The 18344-nt window shown below is 33.0% G+C and carries 18 protein-coding genes; 14 read left to right on the forward strand and 4 right to left on the reverse strand.

What is annotated here, in order from left to right:
- The first annotated feature begins 71 nt into the window (after positions 1-71).
- The 5 genes from BM289_RS07730 (at position 72) to BM289_RS07750 (ending at position 4804) form a co-directional block, all read left to right on the forward strand.
- On the forward strand, positions 72-1037 hold the full coding sequence (locus BM289_RS07730) for a hypothetical protein (protein ID WP_091492201.1): 966 nt from the start codon (positions 72-74) through the stop codon (positions 1035-1037).
- A 49-nt stretch (positions 1038-1086) separates the two neighbouring features.
- Positions 1087-2949 carry an ABC-F family ATP-binding cassette domain-containing protein gene (locus tag BM289_RS07735; protein WP_091492202.1) on the forward strand — a complete coding sequence of 621 codons (1863 nt, stop codon included), beginning with the start codon at positions 1087-1089 and terminating at the stop codon, positions 2947-2949.
- Positions 2950-3051: 102 nt separating this feature from the next.
- A complete protein-coding gene (locus BM289_RS07740) occupies positions 3052-3417 on the forward strand; it encodes a four helix bundle protein (protein WP_091492204.1) in 366 nt (121 codons plus the stop codon).
- A gap of 123 nt (positions 3418-3540) precedes the next feature.
- A complete protein-coding gene (locus BM289_RS07745) occupies positions 3541-4005 on the forward strand; it encodes an FKBP-type peptidyl-prolyl cis-trans isomerase (protein ID WP_091492205.1) in 465 nt (154 codons plus the stop codon).
- Positions 4006-4024: 19 nt separating this feature from the next.
- Entirely contained in the window at positions 4025-4804 is a 780-nt protein-coding gene (locus BM289_RS07750) for an O-methyltransferase (RefSeq protein ID WP_091492207.1), read from the forward strand.
- A 54-nt stretch (positions 4805-4858) separates the two neighbouring features.
- Here BM289_RS07750 and BM289_RS07755 read toward each other — a convergent pair whose 3' ends face one another.
- Entirely contained in the window at positions 4859-5518 is a 660-nt protein-coding gene (locus BM289_RS07755) for a DUF6565 domain-containing protein (RefSeq protein WP_091492208.1), read from the reverse strand.
- Between the two features lie 293 nt (positions 5519-5811).
- On the opposite strand from BM289_RS07755, the gene BM289_RS07760 reads away from it, so the two are divergent.
- The 6 genes from BM289_RS07760 to secA all read left to right on the forward strand — a co-directional run bounded on the left by BM289_RS07760 (position 5812) and on the right by secA (position 11763).
- A complete protein-coding gene (locus tag BM289_RS07760; RefSeq protein WP_091492210.1) occupies positions 5812-6504 on the forward strand; it encodes an ABC transporter ATP-binding protein in 693 nt (230 codons plus the stop codon).
- Between the two features lie 27 nt (positions 6505-6531).
- On the forward strand, positions 6532-6972 hold the full coding sequence (locus BM289_RS07765) for a transglutaminase domain-containing protein (protein ID WP_167365400.1): 441 nt from the start codon (positions 6532-6534) through the stop codon (positions 6970-6972).
- The gene (locus tag BM289_RS07770; RefSeq protein WP_091492213.1) at positions 6953-7210 is read left to right on the forward strand and encodes a hypothetical protein; all 258 of its coding nucleotides are present in this window, start codon (positions 6953-6955) and stop codon (positions 7208-7210) included. Before BM289_RS07765 ends, BM289_RS07770 begins: the two co-directional genes overlap by 20 nt.
- Before the next feature lie 66 nt (positions 7211-7276).
- Complete coding sequence (locus tag BM289_RS07775; RefSeq protein ID WP_091492215.1) at positions 7277-7846, forward strand: cob(I)yrinic acid a,c-diamide adenosyltransferase; 570 nt, start codon at positions 7277-7279, stop codon at positions 7844-7846.
- Between the two features lie 260 nt (positions 7847-8106).
- Positions 8107-8328, forward strand: coding sequence for a DUF2795 domain-containing protein (locus BM289_RS07785; protein WP_007138072.1), 222 nt, complete (start codon positions 8107-8109; stop codon positions 8326-8328).
- A gap of 87 nt (positions 8329-8415) precedes the next feature.
- Entirely contained in the window at positions 8416-11763 is a 3348-nt protein-coding gene (gene secA / locus BM289_RS07790) for a preprotein translocase subunit SecA (RefSeq protein ID WP_091492218.1), read from the forward strand.
- 155 nt (positions 11764-11918) lie between these two features.
- On the opposite strand, the gene BM289_RS07795 is transcribed toward secA, so the two are convergent.
- The 3 genes from BM289_RS07795 to BM289_RS07805 form a co-directional block, all read right to left on the reverse strand.
- Positions 11919-12581 (reverse strand): TrmH family RNA methyltransferase, encoded by a 663-nt coding sequence (locus BM289_RS07795; protein WP_091492219.1) that lies wholly within the window; start codon positions 12579-12581, stop codon positions 11919-11921.
- A gap of 78 nt (positions 12582-12659) precedes the next feature.
- The gene (locus tag BM289_RS07800; RefSeq protein ID WP_091492221.1) at positions 12660-13220 is read right to left on the reverse strand and encodes a helix-turn-helix domain-containing protein; all 561 of its coding nucleotides are present in this window, start codon (positions 13218-13220) and stop codon (positions 12660-12662) included.
- Positions 13220-13561, reverse strand: coding sequence for a type II toxin-antitoxin system HigB family toxin (locus BM289_RS07805; RefSeq protein WP_091492222.1), 342 nt, complete (start codon positions 13559-13561; stop codon positions 13220-13222). Before BM289_RS07805 ends, BM289_RS07800 begins: the two co-directional genes overlap by 1 nt.
- A 189-nt stretch (positions 13562-13750) precedes the next feature.
- Between BM289_RS07805 and BM289_RS07810 the strand changes: the two genes are divergently transcribed.
- The 3 genes from BM289_RS07810 to BM289_RS07820 all read left to right on the forward strand — a co-directional run bounded on the left by BM289_RS07810 (position 13751) and on the right by BM289_RS07820 (position 18274).
- Positions 13751-14440 (forward strand): SIR2 family NAD-dependent protein deacylase, encoded by a 690-nt coding sequence (locus BM289_RS07810; RefSeq protein WP_091492224.1) that lies wholly within the window; start codon positions 13751-13753, stop codon positions 14438-14440.
- Positions 14441-14519: 79 nt separating this feature from the next.
- Positions 14520-15866, forward strand: a complete 1347-nt coding sequence (gene purB / locus BM289_RS07815) for an adenylosuccinate lyase (RefSeq protein WP_091492225.1) — start codon at positions 14520-14522, stop codon at positions 15864-15866.
- Between the two features lie 170 nt (positions 15867-16036).
- Positions 16037-18274, forward strand: coding sequence for a cation:proton antiporter domain-containing protein (locus tag BM289_RS07820; RefSeq protein ID WP_091492227.1), 2238 nt, complete (start codon positions 16037-16039; stop codon positions 18272-18274).
- Positions 18275-18344 lie beyond the last annotated feature (70 nt).

Below are 18344 nucleotides of genomic sequence, written 5' to 3' on the forward strand. Positions count from 1 at the left end.
TATTTTATTACAAAAAAAAACTTATAGTTTTTACTACAATTATGAGTTGTTCGTTTTAAACTTGTCTTAACATGAAGATTCTGAAAATCATATTCGTACTGATTACCAATCAATTACATAGTCAAATTTCAGACTGTACCGATTCCCTTTCGAAAAATTACAATCCAAAAGCAGTAAAAAATGATGGAAGCTGTCTCTATCAAAACTTAAGAGTAAAACCTCAATATTCTAAAAAACTAAGTGATTCTATAAAAGAAACATCAGGATTAATCGATTTTAATAATCTTCTTTGGACACATAATGATGACCACGATAAGACTATTTACGGACTAGATTCTTTAGGTGTAATCAAAAAGAAAATTATTCTTGAAAATGTTGTCAATCATGACTGGGAAGAAATTTCGCAGGACGATAACTATATATACATTGGTGATTTTGGAAATAATTATTCAGGAAATCGAACAAATTTGCAAATACTCAAAATAGAGAAAAAATCATTTTTGGAAGAAAAACCTATAATTGAAACTATCTCATTTAGATATGCTGATCAAATCGATTTTTCTTCATCTAAACCTAATAAAACTAATTTTGACTGTGAAGCTTTTATAGTTTCCAAAGACAGTATTTATCTGTTTACCAAACAATGGAAATCTTCCAAAACGGCTATATATGTACTGCCAAATCAAGCAGGATCACAAATTGCCAAATACAAATCAACTTTAGATACAAAAGGTTTGGTAACCGGTGTAACTTATTTGAAGGATAAAAACTTGATTGTGTTGTGTGGCTACTCTAAAATAGGAAAACCATTTTTATATCTGCTTTATGATTTTAAAGATCAGGATTTCTTAGCTGGAAATAAAAGACGAATCAATTTAAAACTTCCTTTTCATCAAATTGAGGGCATTGCGACAAAAGATGGTTTACATTATTATTTAACAAATGAAGCCTTGATTCGAAAACCTGTGATAAATGTTATACAACAAATACATTATTTAGATTTGAGTTCGGTTCTCAGTTTGTATCTCCATAAATAATTCGCAAATCGTAAGAGAATAGTTTACTTTTGCAAAAAATTTTATTCTTGTGAATTACTTATCTGTAGAAAACATCTCAAAGTCATTTGGCGAAAGAGTCCTTTTTGACAACATCTCTTTTGGAATTAATAAAGACCAAAAAATCGCTTTTATTGCTAAAAACGGTTCTGGTAAAACGACCATGATGAACATTATTAATGGTAAAGAAGAACCTGATACGGGACAAGTAGTTTTGAGAAAAGGAATCAGAATGGCTTTTCTTTCACAGGATAATAATCTACAGGATGAACTTACGATTGAAGAAAGTATTTTTGCTTCAGATAATGAGACTTTAAAAGTAATCGAAAAGTACGAAAAAGCATTGGAAAACCCTGAGGATACAGAGGCTTACCAAAAAGCTTTTGATGCAATGGACCAGCATAATGCATGGGATTTTGAAACACAGTACAAACAGATTCTTTTCAAATTAAAACTGGAAGATTTTAAACTTAAAGTAAAAAATCTTTCAGGAGGACAAAAGAAACGTCTTTCTCTTGCCATTATTCTAATCAATCGCCCAGATTTACTGATTTTGGATGAGCCTACCAACCACTTAGATTTGGAGATGATTGAATGGTTGGAAAGTTATTTTGCCAAAGAAAACATTACATTATTTATGGTAACGCACGACCGTTTTTTCTTAGAACGTGTTTGTAATGAAATTATCGAATTAGATAACGGAAAATTATATCAGTACAAAGGGAACTATTCTTATTACTTAGAGAAAAAAGAAGAACGAATTACTTCTGAAAATGCGAGTATTGACAAAGCAAAAAATTTATTCGTAAAAGAATTAGAATGGATGCGCCGCCAGCCAAAAGCGAGAACGACAAAATCTAAATCTCGTCAGGATGATTTTTACATCATTAAAGAAAAAGCGCAAAGCCGAAGAAAAGAGAATAAGGTTGAACTTGAAATTAATATGGAAAGAATGGGAAGCAAGATTATCGAGCTTCATAAGCTTTCTAAAAAGTTCAAGGACCGCGTTATTCTGGACAATTTTAGTTTTGATTTTCAGCGTGGAGAAAGAATCGGAATTATTGGTAAAAACGGAACTGGAAAATCTACTTTCTTAAATATTTTGACAGGAACAATTCCACCAGACAGTGGACGTGTTGTTAAAGGTGATACTATTAAAGTTGGTTATTACACGCAATCTGGAATCAATCCAAAACCAGGACAGCGTGTTATTGATATCATCAAAGAATATGGAGAATATATTCCTTTAACAAAAGGAAAAATCATTTCAGCTTCCCAGTTATTGGAGCGTTTTCTTTTTGACGCCAAAAAACAATATGATTATGTCGAAAAATTAAGCGGTGGAGAATTAAAACGCTTGTATTTATGTACGGTTTTAATTCAGAATCCAAATTTCTTGATTCTCGATGAGCCAACAAACGATTTGGATATTGTAACATTGAACGTTTTAGAAAGTTTTCTTTTGGATTATCCGGGATGTTTATTAGTGGTCTCTCACGATCGTTATTTTATGGATAAAATTGTCGATTATCTATTTGTTTTTAGAGGACAGGGCGAAATCGAAAATTTCCCAGGAAACTATTCTGATTTCCGTGCTTATGAAGACAGTGCTGATGTTGCTCAAAAAGAAGAAAATAAAGCAGAAAAAAAAGATTGGAAGCAAAATAATCCGACTGGAAATTTAAGCTTTAACGAACAAAAAGAATATCAGAAAATCGAACGAGAGATTAAAGATTTAGAAATTGAAAAAGCTAAAATCGAACAATTATTCTCTGACGGAAAAGTTGCCGATGCTGATATCGAGAAAAAAGCCAATGAACTTCAAAATATAATTAAGAAAATAGAAGCAAAAGAAGAACGCTGGTTTGAACTTTCTGCTAAACTTGAAGGGTAAGCTTTAGTTTTCAGTCTCAGTCTCAGTCTCAGTTTTCATGCCTATATTTTATTGAAGGAAAATTCTTTGTTTTTTTTTTATTTTTACAAAAAAGAATAAAGAATGGACTTTAAAGAATTATTGGCTTATAAAAAGGCATTTGAACTTGCAATGGAGATTTTTGAACTATCAAAAAACTTCCCTGCTGAAGAAAAATACTCCTTAACAGATCAAGTAAGACGATCTTCAAGGAGTGTTGCTGCTAATATTGCTGAATCATATAGAAAAAGAAGATATCCAAATCATTTTATAAGCAAACTAACTGATAGTGATGCTGAAAACTCAGAAACTAATACATGGCTTGAGTTTTCATTAGAGTGTAAATATATTAGCAAAGAAACATTTGATAAACTCAATATTAAAAGTCTTGAAATCGGAAGATTGATAAATTACATGATAAATAATCCAAATAAATTTGGGTGCAGTTAAAAACACACCTGTAAAACTAAGACTAAGACTGAGACCAAAAACTGAGACTGAAAACTAAGACCGAGACCGCGACTGAAAACTAAATTTCCCTATATTTACCAGCATTAAAAAATAAAATACTACATGAAAAAATTATTAACTGCATTATTTACTTTAACATTATTCATTTCGTGTTCAAGTTCAGACAAAGAAACACCAGCAAAAGATTACAGAGAAGAAAACGAGCAAGAAATCAAAGATTATATTGCTAAAAACGATTTAACTGCAGTACGAACAGATTCTGGTTTATATTACATCATTGATGAGCCTGGAACAGGTAAACAGCCAACCGCAACATCATCGGTTACGGTTGCTTATACAGGTTCTTTCACTAGTGGAAAAACGTTTGACCAAAGCACAAGTGCTGGAGCGACTTTTCCTTTAAACCGAGTAATTCAAGGCTGGACAGAAGGAATTCCGTTATTTAAAGAAGGCGGGAGCGGCACACTGCTTATTCCATCTCATTTAGGCTACGGAAGTACTAGCATACCAGGTATTCCAGCTGGTTCTGTACTTATTTTTGATGTAAAATTGATCAAAGTAAATTAATTACTTCCTAAGTTTCTAAATGCTTTTTCAAATACAATCTTATCTAAAATTTCTTTGGCATTCTAAAAACGAGCATGCTGTACATTCGCCTTTTGTTTTTAGTTTATTGACAAAGTGTTTTTACGACAGAAAAGCAAAACCAGAATATGCCATTCTAAAAAAGTATAGAAAATCACTTTTAGAAAATAAGAATTTTATTGAAGTAACTGATTTTGGTGCAGGATCAAAAGTCTTTAAATCAAATCGAAGACAGATTTCCAAAATTGCGCAGACTGCAGGAATTTCGCCAAAACGTGCCGAATTATTATTTAGAGTTTCTAATTATTTCAAACCTAAAAATGTATTAGAAATTGGAACTTCTTTAGGCTTGGCGACTTCTGCCCTAGCGTTAGGCAATCCGAAAGCGAAAGTAATTACTATTGAGGGTTGCCCAAATACCGCTAATGTTGCCCAAAATCAATTGGCTAAATTTGATTGCAATAATGTTGAAAGTATAATTTCTGAATTTGAATCATTTTTAATTTCCGAAAACATTCAGGCGACAAATTACGATTTAATATATTTTGACGGAAATCATTCTAAGAAAGCAACCTTGGCCTATTTTGACCTTCTCATGCCAACAATCGACAATGATTCTGTTTGGATTTTCGACGATATTCATTGGTCAGAGGATATGGAAGAAGCTTGGGAAATCATAAAAAATCATCCCAAAGTAAAAGTCACGATTGATACTTTTCAATGGGGATTTGTCTTTTTTAGAAGAGAACAGGAAAAAGAACATTTTATAATAAGAGTATAAAAAAAAGACGATCATTTCAGATCGTCTTTTTTTACTAATTCAAAATTTTAAAGCTTACTTTTTAGCTTCTTTATTCTCTTCTGCTTTTGCTCCCATTCTATTTACAGTATACATAGGTGCAAACTTGATTTTCAAGCCAGCTATTTTTCTATTGTCTGATGCAGTCAATCCTTCTTTTTCAACAGTATTTTTTCTACTGTCAAGTGCTTCATACAATACTTTAATTTCATCCCAGTCTTCTCTAGAATATTTGTCTTTATTATTTTCAACTGTATGAACAAACTGTTGGTAAACACTATGAATATTTTGAGCATTTACCCAGCTGAAACTCATATCATCTCCAATTTTCCCTTCACCAAATAAGGCATTTCTCAATTGTTGTTTCGGACTTGGAGCCGGAGGGGCAAGAAGGGTGGTCATTTCATTTTTAAAACTCTCATATTTTGCTTTACTCGTATTGATCTTCTCTGTTTGAGCAGCATTATCTTTAATATCGGCTAAAGCAGCATCAGCTTCTGCAGCTCTTCTATCATATTCAGATTCTACAGCAGTCCAATTCTCTTTTAAATCTTCGGCTTTTACATTTTTAACCGAATCTACGTAGGTTACATAAGAGTCAATTGTTTTCTGTGCCTTTTCTTGTTTTTCGTCTTTACATGATGTAAAGCTCAACGCTAATAATGCAATTCCTGTAGCTATTTTGATATTTTTCATAATCTTGATTGTTTTAATTAATAATATCAAATTTACTTAAAAGAAAACGGCTTAAATTACATTATTTCCATATTTTTAAGACTTAAAAGGTAATAAATTTATAAAAATTAGAAAATAATGTTAATTATACAAAAAAACTTCAAAACGATATAACAGCTTTAAAAATATAATGCTGATTATTTTAGCAGAAAAATAAACTATGACTTTCGTTTGTAACAAAAATCAATTATGGGCTACTTATCTCTTTAATTCAAAAGTGTTTTGTACTTTTAAATCCAAAATTGTAAACCAAAATGGCTGAACCATTAATTAAAATAACCGACATCAGACGAAATTTTGTTTTAGGAAACGAAATTGTTTATGTTTTAAAGGGAGTTAATTTAGAAATAAAAAAAGGCGAATATGTAGCATTAATGGGACCTTCGGGATCTGGAAAATCTACTTTAATGAACTTATTAGGCTGTTTAGACACACCTACTTCTGGACGTTACGTCTTAAATGGAAAAGATGTCAGCCAAATGAAAGATGATGAATTAGCCGAAATTAGAAACAAAGAAATTGGTTTCGTATTTCAGACTTTTAATTTATTACCCCGAACAACTGCACTAGATAATGTAGCACTTCCTATGATTTATGCCGGTTACGGAAAATCTGAACGAATTGCACGTGCAACCGAAGTTTTAAAACAAGTAAATCTAGCCGACAGAATGGATCACCAGCCCAATCAGCTTTCTGGAGGACAACGCCAGCGTGTGGCTGTAGCCAGAGCTTTGGTCAATAAACCTTCTATTATTCTAGCCGATGAACCAACGGGAAACTTAGACAGTAAAACTTCTGTTGAAATCATGAAGCTTTTTGGCGATATTCACGCACAGGGAAATACTGTTATTCTAGTTACTCACGAAGAAGATATTGCGGCTTATGCACATCGCGTTATTCGCTTAAGAGACGGATTAATTGAAAGTGATACAAGTAAAAAAGTTTAGATTTTCGTATTAAAAATAAATTTCAGAGTGAAAAAAATCCTCGTCTCGTTTATATTATTTTCCACTATTTCAATTAGTGCTCAAAATCAAACGTATTACAGATTAATAGAATATGCAAAAAAAGCACCTGAGTCTGAAACTAAAAACATTGAAGATTTAAGCAAATATTTAGCAAGAGGAGCAAAAACTAAAAAAGAACTTGTACAATTAATTTATTACTGGATTTGTTTAAATATTGATTATGATATCGAATCCTACGTAAACAATACAATAGATGATGTTTCTGCTGAAACGACCTTTTCTGACAGAAAATCAGTTTGTGCAGGTTATTCAAATTTATTTCAGGAAATCTGTCTTAATCTAAAAATAAAATGTGAAGTCATTACAGGTTATGGTAAAGGTTATAATTATAACGGTGGATATCTAAAGGAAACAAATCACGCCTGGAATGCTGTCAAAATTGTATGATAAATGGGAATTTATAGATGTAACCTGGGGAGCCGGTGGAGCCTTTGAAAATGAAGACGGAAAATTGTTTTTTGAGAAACAATTATCTGTTCGTTACTTACTAGACAATCCCGAAGATTTTATCCTGGAACATTTACCTGAAAAATCTGAATGGCAACTCTTAGAAAACCCAATTTCTAAGGATGTTTTTTTTAGTACGGAAATGGAAAATAAAAGACTGGAAAGAATTAAACTTTAATATAGAAATTAGAGCCAAAGAAACTTATAATCTTAGTACCTCAGAACCTTAGCATCTTAAAAAAAAATGAAAGTATACACCAAAACAGGCGATAAAGGAACAACGGCTCTTTTTGGAGGAACCCGAGTACCTAAAGACCATATCAGAATTGACAGTTATGGAACTGTTGACGAACTTAATTCATACATCGGATTAATTCGTGATCAGGAAATGGATTCTCATTATAAAACTATTTTAATAGAAATTCAGGATCGTCTTTTTACAGTAGGCGCCATTTTGGCAACTCCTCAAGAAAAAGAAGTCTTAAAAAACGGGGAGCTTCGTTTAAAAAATCTTGGAATAATCGATTCTGACATCCAATTACTCGAAAACGAAATAGATAAGATGGATGAAAGTCTTCCGCAAATGACACATTTTGTTTTACCGGGTGGTCATCCTACCGTGTCACATTGTCATATAGCGCGCTGTATATGCCGTCGCGCAGAGCGCTTGGCAGTACATTTAAGTCATAATGAACACGTTCCAGAAATAGCAATACAGTACTTAAACCGACTTTCTGACTATCTTTTTGTCTTGGCACGAAAGTTGTCCTCAGACCTTAAAGCGGAGGAAGTGAAATGGATACCTAGAAAATAAATTTTCTAAAAATTCCAAATCGTTGAAATCTCAAATTCCAAAGAAAAAAATAAATTCTTTTGAATTTTAAAAATAAAAATAAGGTTCTAAAAAAAGTGATTTTGCTACTTTTTATTGGAATTTGGAATTTAAAAATTGGGATTTTATATCCATTATTGGAATTTAACAAGAGACGTTCTTAAATTTTATTAAAATAAATCAAAATTTACTTGTCTTTTTCAGTAAAAAATTTATTTTTGCACAAACTAAACAGATAACAGATGTATTGGACATTAGAATTAGCATCTTATTTAAGTGATGCGCCATGGCCTGCTAACAAAGATGAACTTATTGACTACGCCATTAGAGCTGGTGCTCCATTAGAGGTGGTAGAAAACCTTCAGTCAATCGAAGATGAAGGGGAGATATATGAATCAATGGAAGAAATTTGGCCTGATTATCCAACAGACGAAGATTATCTTTGGAATGAGGATGAATATTAAAAAAATAAACCAAAGGAAAAAGTCTCATCATAGAGGCTTTTTTTTTGGTTCAAATACATATTAAATAATAAAGAAATACAATAAATCATGAGTTTCATAAATAGTATTATTAAAGTCTTTGTGGGTGATAAATCACAGAAAGATGTCAAAGCTTTACAACCTTACTTAAACAAAATCAAAGCATTCGAAGCTCCCTTAATGAGTCTATCTAACGACGAATTAAGAGGTAGAACTGTTTTTTTCAAAGACAGAATTAAAGAAGCTAGAGCTGATAAAGATGCTAAAATTGCTTCTCTTAAAGCTGAAGTAGAAAACATCGAAGACATCGACAAAAGAGAAGACATTTATGATGCTATTGATGCTCTTGAAAAAGAAGCTTATGAAATCTCTGAAAAAACGTTGTTGGAAATTCTACCAGAAGCGTTTTCTGTTGTAAAAGAAACGGCTCGTCGTTTTAAAGAGAACTCTCATATAGAAGTTACTGCGACTCCAAAAGACCGTGAATTTTCTTCAACAAAATCATACATTACTATTGAAGGCGACAAAGCTATTTGGGCTAACAAATGGAATGCTGCAGGAAAAGATATCACTTGGGACATGATTCACTACGATGTTCAGTTAATTGGCGGTATGGTATTGCATGAAGGTAAAGTTGCCGAAATGCAAACGGGAGAAGGTAAAACTTTGGTTGCTACTCTTCCACTTTACTTAAACGCTTTGACAGGAAACGGAGTTCACTTAGTAACGGTGAATGACTACTTAGCAAAACGTGATAGCACGTGGAAAGCTCCTTTATTCGAGTTTCACGGTTTATCTGTTGACTGTATTGACAATCACCAACCAAGTACAGAAGCTAGAAAAAAAGCTTACGATGCTGACATCACTTACGGAACTAACAATGAGTTTGGTTTTGACTACCTAAGAGATAACATGGCGCACTCGCCTAGCGATTTAGTTCAGAGAAAACACAATTTTGCCATTGTCGACGAGGTTGACTCTGTATTAATTGACGACGCGAGAACACCGCTTATTATTTCTGGACCAGTTCCTCAAGGAGACCGTCATGAATTTAATGAATTGAAACCAAAAATTGAAAACTTAGTTGCACAACAACGTCAGTTAGCAAATGGTTTCTTAGCTGAAGCTAAAAAATTAATAAAAGAAGGAAATACTAAAGATGGAGGTTTCTTATTATTGAGAGCTTACAGATCTTTACCTAAAAATAAAGCATTAATTAAATTTTTAAGTGAAGAAGGAATTAAACAATTGCTTCAAAAAACTGAAAATCAATACATGCAAGATAACAATCGCGAAATGCACAAAGTGGACGAAGCTTTGTATTTTGTGATTGAAGAGAAAAACAATCAAGTAGAATTGACAGATAACGGTATTAAATACCTTTCTGGAGATACTGATGCCGATTTCTTCGTTTTACCAGACATTGGAACTGAAATCGCTGCGATTGAAAAACAAAAATTAGACAAAGACGCTGAAGCGGAAGCTAAAGAAAGATTATTCCAAGATTTTGGAGTAAAAAGCGAACGTATCCATACTTTAACGCAGCTTTTAAAAGCATATGCTTTGTTTGAAAAAGATGTTGAGTACGTTATCATGGACAACAAAATTTTAATTGTCGATGAGCAAACAGGTCGTATCATGGATGGACGTCGTTACTCTGACGGTCTTCACCAAGCGATCGAAGCAAAAGAAAATGTAAAAATCGAAGCTGCAACTCAAACTTTTGCAACAGTTACATTACAGAATTATTTCAGAATGTACAGCAAATTGGCAGGTATGACCGGTACTGCTGTTACTGAAGCTGGCGAGTTATGGCAAATCTATAAATTGGATGTTGTTGAAATTCCGACAAACCGTCCGATTGCAAGACAAGATAAAGAAGACTACATCTACAAAACTACACGTGAAAAATTCAATGCAGTAATCGAAGATGTAACAGAATTATCACAAGCAGGAAGACCGGTATTGATTGGAACAACTTCTGTAGAGATTTCAGAATTATTAAGCCGTATGCTTAAAATGAGAGGAATCCAACACAACGTATTAAATGCCAAAATGCACAAACAAGAGGCACAAATCGTTGAAGAAGCTGGTAAAGCTGGAGTTGTAACTATTGCAACAAACATGGCTGGTCGTGGTACCGATATTAAATTATCTCCAGAAGTAAAAGCTGCAGGTGGTTTAGCAATCGTTGGTACTGAGCGTCATGATTCTCGTCGTGTAGACAGACAGTTACGCGGTCGTTCTGGTCGTCAGGGAGATCCAGGAAGTTCTCAATTCTATGTTTCTCTTGAAGATAATTTAATGCGTTTATTCGGTTCTGAAAGAGTTGCAAAAGTGATGGACAGAATGGGATTGAAAGAAGGTGAGGTTATTCAGCATTCTATGATGACTAAATCTATCGAACGTGCTCAGAAAAAAGTAGAAGAAAACAACTTTGGTGTTCGTAAACGTCTATTAGAATATGATGACGTAATGAACTCTCAACGTGAAGTAGTTTACAAACGTCGTCGTCACGCATTATTCGGTGAGCGTTTAAAACTGGATATCGCGAATATGCTTTATGACACTTGCGAATTAATCGTAAGCAATAATAAAGTAGCAAATGATTTCAAAGGATATGAATTTGATTTAATTCGTTATTTCGGAATCACTTCTCCAATCTCTGAAGCAGATTTCTTAAAATTATCTGATATCGAAGTTACTGGAAAAGTATATAAAGAAGCTTTAGCATTCTATACTGAAAAAACAGAAAGAAGCGCAAGAGAAGCTTTCCCAATCATTAAAGGAGTTTACGAAGAGCCAAACAATCATTTCGAAAGAATTGTAGTTCCATTTACAGACGGAATTAAAACTTTGAATGTTGTAACTGACTTGAAAAAAGCTTATGACAGCGAAGGTGCTCAATTAATCGCTGATTTTGAGAAAAACATCACGCTTTCTATTGTTGATGAGGCTTGGAAAAAGCACTTACGCAAAATGGACGAATTGAAACAATCTGTTCAATTGGCTGTTCACGAGCAAAAAGATCCATTGCTAATCTACAAATTAGAAGCTTTCAACTTGTTCAGAGGAATGTTAGACAACGTTAATAAAGAAGTTATTTCATTCTTATTCAAAGGTGATTTACCAGCTCAAAACGCTCCTGAAATCCATGAAGCAAGAGAAGTAGCTCGTCCAAAAGAAAATTTACAATTAAGTAAAGACGAAATTCCAAACAGCGAAAGCATCAACCGTGAAGCTGGAGAAACGCAACAGCGTCAGGTTACAGAAACGATTGTAAGAGATACGCCAAAAATCAACAGAAATGATACTGTTACAGTTCAAGAAGTTGCCACTGGTAAAACAGAAACTATGAAGTACAAAAAAGCAGAAAGTTTATTAGCTGCCGGCACATGGGTTTTGGTTAATGAATAATTTTTTAAGTATTCAGTTGCAGTCACAGTTTACAGACTGATACTTTAATAATAAAAAAAGACCGATAGTTTAAAACTGTCGGTCTTTTTATTTTTATCCTAGCTCTAAATTCACAATCCGAAAACTGCAACTGCAAACCGCGACTGAATACTAAACTATCTCGGATTATCTTGATAATACCGCTCTTCAATTCGTTTTATATCACGTATTGAATTTTTAGCCCAATCTAAGCGTTTTGCCAAAATTTCTTCATCGCTTAATTTCCAATTAATATCAGACCTTCTTAATCTATTGGTTAAACTTTGGATGATAATTGCCGCTGAAACAGAGATATTCAAACTTTCAGTAAAACCAACCATTGGAATTTTCAAAAATCCGTCAGCATTATCCATAATTTCTTGTGACAATCCTTCTTTTTCTGTTCCAAAAAATAAAGCACTTGGTTTTGTGATATCAAAATCCTCCAACATACAGTCTTTTTCGTGAGGTGTTGTAGCAATAATTTGATACCCTTTACTTCTCAAATCAGAAAGACAGCCTGAAACCGAATCAAATCTATTGATATCAACCCATTTTTGTGCTCCTAACGCAATTTCTTTGTCAATACGTTTTCCAAAACGCTGCTCAATTACATTCAATTCTTGAATTCCGAAAACTTCACAACTGCGCATTACAGCACTTGTATTATGCATCTGATACACATCTTCAACAGCAACAGTAAAATGTTTGGTGCGGTTTTCTAATACTTTTAAAAAATTACTTTTTCTATTATCAGTTAATATATTTTCTAAGAATGCGAGGTAATCTAAATCAATCATTATTTCTTTTATTTGACGCAAAAATATTAAATTTCTAAGCTGTTAAAAAATAGAACTTTCAAAATCAAACTGCTTTAGTCAGGATACAATTAAATCTTTTAAATTAAGTTTTACTTTGGGCTTATCGAGTACTTTTACAATTTCATTTAATCTTAATTGATCGTCTTTAGACAAAAAAACCGGAATTAACAATCCTATTTCAATTTTTAATACCCTATTAATTATCACTAAATCCTTTAAAGTAAAAGGCTTTATGCCGTTTATAAGTTCAGACATATGTGTTTTACTTTTATGCCCTAAAATTACCGCCAAATCTCCCTGAGTTAAATCAAGGTCCTTTAATTTTTCTCGAATAGAATACTTACGATTTTCAATAAAAACTCTTTCTAACTCAGCTATTTCTTCATATTTATCAATTTCTATAAGTTTATCTGTATCAAAATTATTGACATCACTCCACTCTTGATTTTCATATTTCTCAATTACACGTCTAAGTTTTATTCTCAAATTTTTAAAATGAACACTTTCTTTTGATAGCAGTCTTAGCTTACGTTCTGCGACAAGTGCTCTTTCATAATCTAATTCATTCGAAATTAAATCATCCGAAATTAATTTCTCAATATCTAAATGTGCTTTCATTACTCTATATATCCGTTTTTTCTCAACCACTTTTCAATGGTCTTTTTGTTATTTTTAAAAATCGATTCATATTCTTGATGATTTCCTACCCAGACAATAGTTGCTTCTCCTTCATCATCCATTTCAATTAAAACTAATGTTCGATGAACATTTATATTAAAAAAATAAAAACCATCATTATGAACGCAATCAGCATCTAACCTTACGTCTTCAATCTTTTGACTTTTTGAATTAAAATTCTCTAAATCAAAAATTAACTTATCAATTTCATAACACAGCTTTTGATTCCCAAGATTTTTGATTTTAATTTTTAAAATCTTTTTCTTTCCAATAATTCTCATAAAAAAATTATTTTGCAATATACATAAGTTCTGTTATAAACCGAACTTTAACTAATTAATATTTTCGTTTCCTTAAAAAACAAAATCAAATATATAAGATTTAACTTACTTAATGTATTTTTTTTAAATTAATAATAAATCTACCATTCCATTTATTTAAATATATTTGATATCACAAAAAACAAAAAAATGAAAAAGAAACTTGTAGTCTTAACCGGAGCTGGAATCAGTGCTGAAAGTGGCATCAAAACCTTTCGTGACAGTGATGGTTTATGGGAAGGCCATGATGTAATGGAAGTCGCAACTCCAGAAGGTTGGCATAAAAATCAAGAATTGGTTCTAGATTTTTATAATAAACGTCGTCAGCAGTTAAAAGAGGTAAAACCAAACTTAGGACATATTATTCTTGCCGAACTGGAAAAAGATTTTGATGTGCATATCATTACTCAAAATGTAGACGATTTACATGAACGTGCCGGTAGTACAAAAGTTTTGCATTTACATGGGGAATTATTAAAAGTTAGAAGCATTCGAGATAAAAATCTAATTTTAGACTGGGCAGAAGATTTGCATACTGGTGATTTTGATACAAACGGACATCAATTACGTCCGCATATTGTTTGGTTTGGAGAAGAAGTTCCTGCTCTCGAAGAAGCAATTGATATTACAGAAACAGCCGATTATTTTGCTGTGATTGGAACTTCACTTCAAGTTTATCCTGCTGCAGGTTTAATCGCTTATGCTCCAAGTACAACTCCTCTTTTTTATATTGATCCAAAACCGATTGCAATTCCAAATATCCGAAACAAAGTGGAAACAATTGCCAAGTTTGCATCTGAAGGCGTTGCCGATTTAAGAACGCGATTAAATTCATTTTGAATGCACAAATGCACGTTTTAATTACCTGTAATCGCCAAATTCTGTTTATATTTGCACCTTTCGAAAAAACAACATAACAATGACTACTCTAAACGAATTGAATGCTATTTCTCCAATTGATGGAAGATATAGAAATAAAACCCAAAATTTAGCACCTTTTTTCTCTGAAGAAGCTTTAATTAAATACCGAGTTTTGGTTGAAGTGGAATATTTTATTGCTTTATGCGAAATTCCATTGCCTCAATTAAAAGATATCGATTCTAGTTTATTTGAAAGTTTGAGAAACATCTATAAAAATTTCTCTACTGAAGACGCGCTTTGGATTAAAGAAACAGAGAAAGTAACCAATCACGACGTAAAAGCGGTGGAATACTTTATAAAAGATGCTTTCGAAAAATTAGGTTTATCTGAACACAAAGAGTTCATTCACTTCGGATTAACATCTCAAGATATTAACAATACGGCAATTCCACTTTCTACAAAAGAAGCGTTTGAGCAAGTTTATATGCCTTCTTTAATTGCATTAATTGCTAAATTAAAAGAATTAAGCACAGAATGGAAAGACATTCCAATGCTTGCCCGCACTCACGGACAACCAGCCTCACCTACTCGTTTAGGAAAAGAGATTTTGGTATTCGTAGAGCGTTTAGAAGAGCAGATGCGTTTATTATTCAATATTCCGTTTGCTGCTAAATTTGGTGGCGCAACTGGAAATTTCAATGCACATTACGTGGCTTACCCGCAAATTGACTGGAAACAGTTCGGAAATAAATTTGTTGAAACAGATCTTGGTTTAAAACATTCTTTTCCAACAACTCAAATTGAGCACTACGATCATTTTGCTGCTTTCTTTGATGCTTTAAAAAGAATCAACACCATTATCATTGATTTAGACCGCGATATTTGGACGTATGTTTCAATGGATTATTTCAAACAAAAAATCAAAGCTGGCGAAATTGGTTCTTCTGCAATGCCGCACAAAGTAAATCCAATCGACTTTGAAAACTCTGAAGGAAACTTAGGAATTGCAAATGCTATTTTCGAGCATCTTTCAGCAAAATTACCAATCTCAAGATTACAGCGTGATTTAACTGACAGTACCGTTTTACGTAATGTTGGTGTTCCATTTGGACATACCATTATCGCTTTTGAAGCAACTTTAAAAGGTTTGAACAAATTACTTTTAAACGAAAATAAATTTGCTGAAGATTTAGAAAGAAACTGGGCAGTTGTTGCTGAAGCAATTCAGACTATTTTACGTCGTGAAGCATATCCAAACCCTTACGAAGCTTTGAAAGGTTTAACAAGAACAAATGAAGCAATCGATAAAAATGCGATTCATAACTTCATTGCAACTTTGGAAGTTTCAGATGCTGTTAGAGCAGAATTATTAGCTATAACTCCTAGCAATTACACAGGAATTTAAAGAAAAACCTAAATATTTTCCCAAAAAAAGCTATCTTTATCGAGATAGCTTTTTTTTATTTAATTCGGAGCTAAACCAGTATTATCAAGCCATTTATTCTCATAAAAGCGCAGTGAATTTCATTCAAATGAAAGCTGGATAAGCTCCTTAAAAAAATACCACATTTTTATATGATTGCATTAAATGCCGCTGCCGAAAGTACACACCACTTACAACCCTTAATTAGTGATTTAGGATTAATCCTGATGACTGCCGGAATTGCCGTTCTACTATTTAAAAAAATGAAACAACCTTTGGTTCTAGGCTACTTGATTGCAGGATTTCTAGCCGGAAACCATTTTGATTTTTTCCCTTCTATTACTGATATGAAAAGTGTTGAAGTTTGGGCAGAAATCGGGGTAATATTTTTACTTTTTAGTTTGGGACTCGAATTCAGCTTTAAGAAATTAATGAAGGTTGGAGGAACCTCTTCTGTTACCGCCATAACCCAAATTATGTTTATGACATTGATTGGTTATTGTGTCGGACAATGGATGGGCTGGGGAAAAATGGACAGTATTTTCCTTGGAGCGACACTTTCTATTTCTTCCACAACGATTATTATCAGGGCTTTTGATGAATTGGGTGTAAAAGGAAAAAAGTTCGTGGGAATTGTTTTTGGAGCCTTAATTGTTGAAGATATAGTAGCGATTTTAATGCTTGTTTTATTATCGACAATTGCAGTAAGCGATCAGGTTTCCGGAGGAGAATTATTGCAGTCTGTTTTAAAATTAGTATTCTTTTTAATTATCTGGTTCTTAGGTGGCATCTTTATTATTCCGACCATTTTGAAAAAAGCCAAGCATCTCTTAACGGATGAAATGCTCTTAATTATTTCATTAGCATTATGTTTAATGATGGTAATTTTCGCAGCAAATGTTGGTTTTTCTCCCGCTTTAGGAGCTTTTATTATGGGTTCTATTATTGCAGAAACGACACAAGCAGAAAAAATTGAACATTTAATTCAACCTGTAAAAGATTTATTTGGGGCTGTTTTCTTTGTATCTGTAGGAATGTTAATTAATCCTGAAACACTATTGACCTATGCGCTTCCAGTTGGTTTGATTACACTTTTAACTATTTTCGGAAAAGCATTTAGTTCTTCTATAGGAGCTTTAATTTCTGGTCAACCGTTAAAGCAATCAGTACAGACAGGAATGAGTTTGGCGCAAATTGGAGAGTTTTCTTTTATCATTGCAACTCTTGGAATGACACTGAAGGTAACCAGTGATTTCTTGTATCCAATTATCGTAGCAGTATCCGCAATAACCACTTTTACAACTCCATTTTTAATTAAGTATTCGGAAAGATTTGCTTTGTTTTTAGAATCAAAAATGCCGAAACGATGGGTTAAAAATATCAACAGATACAGCGTGAATGCCCAGGCGATTAAGTCTGTCAGTACTTGGCAGATTGTATTGCGATCTTCGATTACTCAGATTATCCTTCATACTATTATTATTACAGCAATTATTTTATTGTCATCTAAATTCGTTGCGCCTTTAGTGGCCGATACTAGATTCGGAAATACTTTAGCGGCTTTATTGACACTGGTTATTATTGCTCCGTTTTTATGGGCGCTTTCACTGCGTCGTGTAAAAGTAGATGAAGTAGAAATACTTTGGGAAGAGCGTAAATACCGCGGGGCATTATTGATGCTTATTTTAATTAGGATGAGTCTTGGATTATTCTTTGTCGGTTTTCTATTGAATATCTTCTTCTCACCTTTAGTTGCTTTTATTGCACTGATTATCGCTATTGGAGCCTATCAAATTTTCCCTAAAAAACTAAATGAACAGTATCATAAAATCGAAAATCACTTTTTGAAAAACCTCAACGATCGTGAAAACAAAAAGATTGATAGAAGATATGCTAATTTGATGCCGTGGGACGGTCACATGTCTTTTTTTGAAATTAAAAAAGAATCAAATCTCGTTGGTAAAACATTGCAAGAATTAAAAATTCGAGAATCATTAGGAATCAATATCGCTTACATCAAACGTGGCGAAGTAACCATTCCAATCCCGACCAAAAATGAACGTTTATTTCCAGGAGATGAAATTTGTGTAATTGGTACCGATGCGCAAATTGTTGAATTTACAAAGTACCTAAATCAAAATGAAACTGAAGCCCCTGGAAAAGTAGAAGAAACCGATATTGTTTTGCGTCAGCTGGAAGTTTCTCAAGATGAATTTATTCAAAAAAGCATTGGCCAATTCAGAGCCAAAACTGATGGAATGGTTGTCGGGATAGAACGAAACGGAAATCGTATCCTAAATCCAGAATCAAGTTTAATCTTAGAAAAAAACGACATTCTTTGGGTTGTAGGCGATAAAAAGAGAATGAATGCTTTGTTGGCAGTGAAATGATTTTTTTTAGGCTCAAAGTGACAGAGTAACAAAGTTGCAAAGATTCTTCTAAGAGAGAATTATTTTATTC

It is taken from the genome of Flavobacterium phragmitis (genome assembly GCF_900112575.1).
GTDB lineage: Bacteria > Bacteroidota > Bacteroidia > Flavobacteriales > Flavobacteriaceae > Flavobacterium > Flavobacterium phragmitis.